6 protein-coding genes are annotated in these 6,315 nt (G+C 58.9%); 4 read left to right on the top strand and 2 right to left on the bottom strand.

The window, feature by feature from the left end; translation table 11 throughout:
• Window positions 1–335 precede the first annotated feature (335 nt).
• Window positions 336–1,589, top strand: a complete 1,254-nt coding sequence (locus tag VJ464_25235; GenBank protein HKQ08449.1) for an RDD family protein — start codon at window positions 336–338, stop codon at window positions 1,587–1,589.
• Between the two features lie 95 nt (window positions 1,590–1,684).
• Window positions 1,685–3,400: an NFACT family protein gene (locus tag VJ464_25230; protein ID HKQ08448.1), complete on the top strand. Its 1,716-nt coding sequence runs from the start codon at window positions 1,685–1,687 to the stop codon at window positions 3,398–3,400.
• Between the two features lie 43 nt (window positions 3,401–3,443).
• Here VJ464_25230 and VJ464_25225 read toward each other — a convergent pair whose 3' ends face one another.
• Together VJ464_25225 and aroA are read right to left on the bottom strand one after the other, a co-directional pair.
• Window positions 3,444–3,947, bottom strand: coding sequence for a shikimate kinase (locus VJ464_25225; GenBank protein ID HKQ08447.1), 504 nt, complete (start codon window positions 3,945–3,947; stop codon window positions 3,444–3,446).
• A 65-nt stretch (window positions 3,948–4,012) separates the two neighbouring features.
• Window positions 4,013–5,335, bottom strand: a complete 1,323-nt coding sequence (gene aroA / locus VJ464_25220) for a 3-phosphoshikimate 1-carboxyvinyltransferase (GenBank protein ID HKQ08446.1) — start codon at window positions 5,333–5,335, stop codon at window positions 4,013–4,015.
• A gap of 113 nt (window positions 5,336–5,448) precedes the next feature.
• Here aroA and VJ464_25215 point away from each other — a divergent pair, with 113 nt between their 5' ends.
• Both VJ464_25215 and VJ464_25210 read left to right on the top strand, forming a co-directional pair.
• A complete protein-coding gene (locus tag VJ464_25215; protein ID HKQ08445.1) occupies window positions 5,449–5,865 on the top strand; it encodes an ATP-binding protein in 417 nt (138 codons plus the stop codon).
• Between the two features lie 33 nt (window positions 5,866–5,898).
• On the top strand, window positions 5,899–6,243 hold the full coding sequence (locus VJ464_25210; GenBank protein ID HKQ08444.1) for an STAS domain-containing protein: 345 nt from the start codon (window positions 5,899–5,901) through the stop codon (window positions 6,241–6,243).
• The last annotated feature ends 72 nt before the right edge of the window (window positions 6,244–6,315 follow it).

Below are 6,315 nucleotides of genomic sequence, written 5' to 3'. Positions count from 1 at the left end.
ATCGGGGATGGCGGAGAATACTTCTATCAAAACAAGACTCGATCTTGTCATGTCTCACCTCGTCAATAGATTTGCCAATCTTCAACGAGGTGAGACTTTATCGTATTTCGTCTTACTTCTCACGAGAACTGAATGACCGTGATATCTTGTGCAGGGCAACCCGTTTAGCGCAACATTTTGGTTGACCTGCCTTGGAAACATCTGTTAGTATCCGGGCCGAATCGCCAGGATCCCCCTTATCTCGTTCGCTGATTAATCGGGGTGTATTCGTAATGAACTGCCAAGGATGTGGTCATAACTATCCAAATACCTTGACGCGCTGCCCGCGTTGCAAAATGTTGTCGAGCCGCCGCACTCAGCGCGCCAACGACTCGCGCTTGATTGAATTCCCGCGCAAGCAGCGGATGACGCCTGAGCCTGATTCCACCGATACAACGCTGCCGCAATGGCGCCAGGATTTGAATGAGAAGGTGCGCGCCATCCGCGCCCGCCGCAACAACCCTGCATTGGCCAGCGCCACACCCGCGCGGGTTGAAGAAACGGCTGCCGCGCCGGCCTTCACCGATGGTCGCGAGCCGCGTCGCGCAGTCGGCGATACGGCGGCTCTTCTTGAACGCGACACACGGATAGAAAGCTTTGCGAAAGAGATCGCAGAGGCACCAGCCGCAATCACGACCACCAACCCGATTGTCGAAAAAGCGTTGTCTCGCGTCCGCCGCGCCAGCGAAAACGCCCGCCGCGAATATCTGCCGAAGATCGAGCCGGCAAAGCCAGCCCGGCCCGCTTACACGGTTGAAAATCAGGCGACGGCGCGCGCGCTTGAACCGGCGGCTGAGATTCTTCACAACGATTCGCCCATTCCGGAGCTTACGCCCAGACCGATTGAAGGCCGCGCCAAGCCCTCGCTGGACATCTCTGCGAGCCGCGCTGTTGCCGCCAAACCCGTCGCGCTAGAAGTCGGCAAAACAACTCAGCCGCTGGAACCAATCGCCGTCGCGGTATCGGCCCGTAAAGTCGAAAGCAGCCTGGTCGGCGAGCCTGTCCACACGGTTTGCGCCAACGATCTTGATTTCGAAGACATCTCGAACGCCATCACCATAGACGAGATTGAGCCACTCGATTATCTCGAAGCTGAAATCCGCAAGGTGGATCGCGCGCTGAACGCCGAGTTGCACCGCGATGCCAAATCGTCGCCCTTGATCCATCTCTTCATGGGCCTGGTCGATCTGGCCGCCATCGCCCTGAGCGCGCTTCCCTTCCTCGCCCTGATCGGCCTGTACAATGGTAACTTCGGGCTGTCGCAGACGCGTTCTGCCAGTATCGTCATCACGCTGATGATCGGCTTCTTTTATCTGGCGCTGACGCAATCGCTTTGCGGGCGGACATTCGGGATGATGCTGACGAACACGCGTCTGGTTGACAACCTGACGGCTGAGCCGGTGAGCGCGCCGCGCGCTATTCTCCGCACTGCCGGCTGCTTTATTGCCGCCGCGCCCGCCGGCATCGGCTTGCTGTGGGGCGCTTTCAGTCCGCAACGCCGAGGCTGGCAAGATTACATCGCCAGCACGCGCGTCATCAGCGACTTCTAAATTCTTTCCAGGTCATCAACGCCCTGTAGCGCGGGCTCAGCGCTGGCGCCGCGGGTATCATTCCGCGCAGACAACCAATCAAGTATGATGGCGCTATGGAGAATTTCTTTCTCTCGGCGCTGGTCAACGAGCTACGTCAGCAGTTAAGCGGACGGAGCCTCGGCAGAGTCTGGGCGGCGGGAACAAAGCTGCGATTCGAGTTGCGCCCTTCAGAAGAGAGGGCGCTTTTCGTTTCTCTCGACCGCACTGATCCGGCGCTATTTCTCTCAGGCCGCCCACCCAAACAACCTGCCGGCGATTCCAATAGCTCATCCCCATTTGCTGCGCATCTAAGGAAGCAAGTCGCGGGCGCGCAAATCGTTTCCATCCGCAAGCCGCCCCTGGATCGCGTCGTTGACCTTGAGCTTGAAAAATTTGATCTGAGCGGAGACCGCGGGCGTGTGCGACTGGTACTGGCACTGACGGGCCGCTCGGCGAATGCTTACCTGTTCGATTCTCAGGGCCGACTCGTGGCCTTGATGGATGAGCGCGGCGAATTACCGGGCGATGAAAGGCCAGGCAAAAATTCTGGTGATTTCGATCCGGCGACGCTTGTCGGTGATCTGCATGAAGCGATGGCACAGGCCGAGATTGAAGAAAAGTTTTTTGCGAATGCGGCGCTCTTTGGGCCACAACTGAAGAGAGAATTCGCGGCTCGCTGCCGCAGCGCAACGCCCGCCACGGCGATGCGCTCGCTGCTGGATGACCTTTTCAAACGCCCGCCACAGCCACTCGTCTATTCGCGCCTGTCGCTTGCCGAATCCGAAGGTCGCTTGATCAACCTCAAGACCGATCTGTTGCTGTCGCATATCCCTTTGGCTCAGGCCGAAGGATTCGCACGCCAAGAATTCCCAACCCTGTCAGAGGCCGCTGAAGCATTCGCGGTCCTGCGCGAGCGGCAGGCCGAGCTGCGCAATGAATATAACCAGACGCGACAGATGCTGACGCAAGCCATCAAGCGACAGGAGACGACGCTTGCCGCCATCCGCGGCGACCGCGCCCGCTATGAAGCGCCTGAGCGCATGAAGCGATTCGGTGATCTGTTATTGGCGAACCTGGCGACCGCGCGCGTCAGCGGATCAATCGCGCGCGTCATTGATTTCTATGATCCCGACCAGCCGGAGATTGAAATCGAAGTCGCCGAGAATAAGCCATTGCAACAGACGGCGGCCAGTTACTTCGCGCGCTACCAAAAAGCGCAGCGGGCACTGACGGCGATCAATGAACGCGAGCAGCAACTCGCGGCGCGGCTCGCGCCCTTGAAACAACTGCTCGCATCGCTTGAGCCCGCCGCGAGCGCCGAGCAGACTGGTCAGACTCGCGCCGCGGCAGAGCGCGCGCTTGGCATCAAGCGCAAAACCAAGCCTGAGGTTGAAAGGAAGGCGAAGAAGAAAGGCGGAGCAACGGGCCGACGGTTCCGCACAACCGATGGCTTTGAAGTTCTGGTCGGCAAGAGCGACCGTGAAAACGACGAGCTGACTTTTCGGGTCGCCCGTCCAACAGACATCTGGATGCACGCTGCCGACTATCCCGGCTCGCATGTCGTCATTCGCAACCCTTCGCGTGGCGAGGTGCCGCAGCGCAGCATCAGTGAAGCCGCCGAGGTCGCCGCCTTCTATTCGCAGGCCAAACGCGAAGCCAAAGCGGCTGTCCATTACACCCAGCGCAAGTTCGTCACCAAGCCGCCGCGCGCCAAGCCCGGACTGGTGCGCCTATCGTCCTTCAAAACGATCCTGGTTGAGCCGCGCTGTGTTTTGGAAAAGGTTGAATAGGCGGGAGCCGGAATCCGTTTATCGAAATCTCGCCCGTAAGGCATCATCCCAAACTGAGCAATGCGATGATTTCGGCAACCAGCTCAGCGGGCGAACGGTCGCCGGTTTCGACAATCCAATCAGCCAGCGCATACGCCTGTCGCCTTTCGGCAAACAGCTCGGCCATCTCTTCGCGGCTGCGCAGCAGCGGACGGGCGGCATCGCCGCTGATTCGACTCAAGCAAATTTCCAGCGGGCAATCGAGCCAGACGGTGACACCCATCTCACGCAGCAGCGCCCGATTCGCTTCGTCTACATAAGCGCCGCCGCCGAGCGCGATCACCGCTTCGCTCGTCCCGCGACACGCGGCGATGGCTTCGCGCTCAAGTTGCCGGAACATTGCCTCGCCACGCGCTTCAAAGATTTCGCGAATCATCTGACCTTCGCGGCGCTCAATCGCCTTATCAAGATCGGCAAAGCGCCATCCGAGTGCTTCGGCCAGGACCTGCCCGACGGTCGTCTTGCCTGCGCCCATGAAGCCGACGAGAAAAATCAAGGATGATCGCAAATCCGTGTTCCCATGTACTGCAAGCTTTAGCTTGCGCATTGGCTCGGCGCAAGCTAAAGCTTGCGCTACCGAGAAACGCGCCCTTCGCCAGCGAGCGATTCGAGGATGTCATAAAACTCAGGGAAAGAAACCGCAGCGCAGTCCGCATCGCTGATTTCGGTTTTGCCTTCGGCCATGAGTCCGGCTATCGCAAAAGCCATGGCAATACGGTGATCGCCATCCGTTTCGATTCGCGCGCCGCTCAGGCGTTGCGGGCCACTGACGGCGAAGCCGTCTTCGAACTCGTCAATGACGCCGCCCATCGCCCGTATGCCGGCGACGACCGTCTGGATGCGGTCGCTCTCTTTGACGCGCAGCTCGCGCGCGTCGCGCACCTCAATGCGACCTTCGACCTGTGTGGCGAGCACGGCAAGAATCGGTATCTCGTCAATGATGTGAGGGATGATCTCGCCGTCAAGTACCGTGCCCGCGGGCTCCGTCTTAAGCTGCCCGCCTGTCAGGCGAAGATCACCGATGTGCTCGCCATGCTCGCTGCGCACGTTGCTTAGCTCAACGTCCGCGCCGAGATATTTCAGCACGGCGAGAAATCCTGTGCGCGTTGAATTCAAACTTACATTGCTGACCGTCACCTCTGATCCGGCAAGCGCGCTCGCCCCTGCAAGGAAGAAGGCTGCTGAGGATAGATCGCCAGGAACGCGGTACTCTACCGCTTGCAGCTCGTTGCCCCCTTCGACGCTCAAGCTGCCATCATCCTGGTCCAGGCGCGCGCCGAATTCTTTGAGCATCAGCTCGGTATGATTGCGCGACATGGAGGGCTCGCGGAATGTCGTGCGGCCATCAGCATAGAGCCCCGCAAACAATACGCATGTTTTGACCTGGGCGCTGGCGACGCCGCTCGTGAAATCAATCGCCCGCAAGCCGCCGCCAATGATTCTTAGCGGCGCGTAGTTCTCGTCACGCGCCGTGATGCGTGCGCCCATCAAGGTGAGCGGCTCGATGATGCGGCGCATCGGGCGGCGGCGCAGACTCGAATCGCCATCAATCACCGTGGAGAATCGCTGACCGGCGAGGATGCCGCTGATCATGCGGATGGTCGAGCCGGAGTTCTGCGCGTCGAGTGTCGCTGGCGTCTCGGCGGGCGCCAGGCCGTGCAGCCCTTGACCATGAATGACGACTTCACGGCCATTCACATCCACTTCGATGCCGAGCCGCCGCACGCAATCGAGGGTCGCGTGACAATCGGCGCTCGACGCAAAGTTGCGGATTCGTGAGCTGCCCTGGGCGATGCCCGCGAGCATGGCGATGCGGTGCGAAATCGATTTATCGCCCGGCAGTGTGACCTCGCCGCGGATTGCGCCTCTGCCGTTGATTCCCATTGATCTTGACATGGTAAGTTCCGCCATGTTACACAATGACGCGCCTTGTGACTACCCTTCGCGTTAGTTCATGCGTGACAAGTTTGCGGTAACTAGGTTTGGAAAGAAAGGCAACCCGCTAGCCGATGACCGAGACCATTGAGCTTTCAATAGACAGCAACCTCGAATTCGTTGATCTGGTTGCTTCGGTCACCAAGAATGTTACGGCGAAGATGGGCTTTAATGAAGACGATGCGAGCTGGATCGAGCTGGCCGTCCACGAAGCCGTCATCAACGCGATTACGCACGGCAATCGGAGCGCCGAAGACAAGAAAGTTGATGTCCGGTTTGAAACCGAGCAGGATGCCCTGGTCGTCGTCGTCCGCGATTATGGCGCGGGCTTCGACCCGGCAAAGCTGCCCGATCCGACGAGCGCCGATAACCTGCTCAATCCGAGCGGACGCGGCATATTTTATATGCGCACCTTTATGGACGAAGTCGAATATTCCGTCCACCCCGAAGGCGGCAGCGTCGTCCGCATGAAAAAGCACAAACCGAATTAGTAATAATTCTCAGGACGAAAAAGGAGACAAGCGATGGCTCAGTTGACGATTAACCAGCGCCAGGCGGGCGACGTGACGATCCTCGACCTTTCCGGCAAGATCACCATCGGCGAAGGCAGTGTCCAGTTGCGCGAGGCGGTGAAGGATCTGCTCACCAATGGCAAGAAGAAGATCCTGCTTAACCTTGGCGACGTGTCCTATGTTGACAGTTCCGGCATCGGCGAACTGGTCAGCTCTTATACAACGACCTCGAATCAGGGCGGTCAATTGAAACTCTTGAGCCTGGGCAAGAAAATTAAAGACCTGCTTATGATCACCAAGCTGTTGACGGTCTTTCAGACCTACGATGACGAACAGGAAGCCATCGCCAGCTTCTAAGCCGGATGGCTCAACCGAATGACTCGCTTCCGCCAGGGCGAGAATCAATTGTTGTTTCAGGGCGCATGCCTC

Source organism: Blastocatellia bacterium (assembly GCA_035275065.1).
Classification (GTDB): domain Bacteria; phylum Acidobacteriota; class Blastocatellia; order UBA7656; family UBA7656; genus DATENM01.
Note: the sequence above shows the minus strand (reverse complement) of the source record. Positions and strands in the feature narration are given on the sequence as shown.

Coding starts and splice junctions, on each gene's coding strand:
- VJ464_25215 (HKQ08445.1), top strand. CDS start 5,449: ATGACCGAGACCATTGAGCTTTCAATAGACAGCAACCTCGAATTCGTT.
- aroA (HKQ08446.1), bottom strand. CDS start 5,335: ATGTCAAGATCAATGGGAATCAACGGCAGAGGCGCAATCCGCGGCGAG.
- VJ464_25230 (HKQ08448.1), top strand. CDS start 1,685: ATGGAGAATTTCTTTCTCTCGGCGCTGGTCAACGAGCTACGTCAGCAG.
- VJ464_25210 (HKQ08444.1), top strand. CDS start 5,899: ATGGCTCAGTTGACGATTAACCAGCGCCAGGCGGGCGACGTGACGATC.
- VJ464_25235 (HKQ08449.1), top strand. CDS start 336: ATGTTGTCGAGCCGCCGCACTCAGCGCGCCAACGACTCGCGCTTGATT.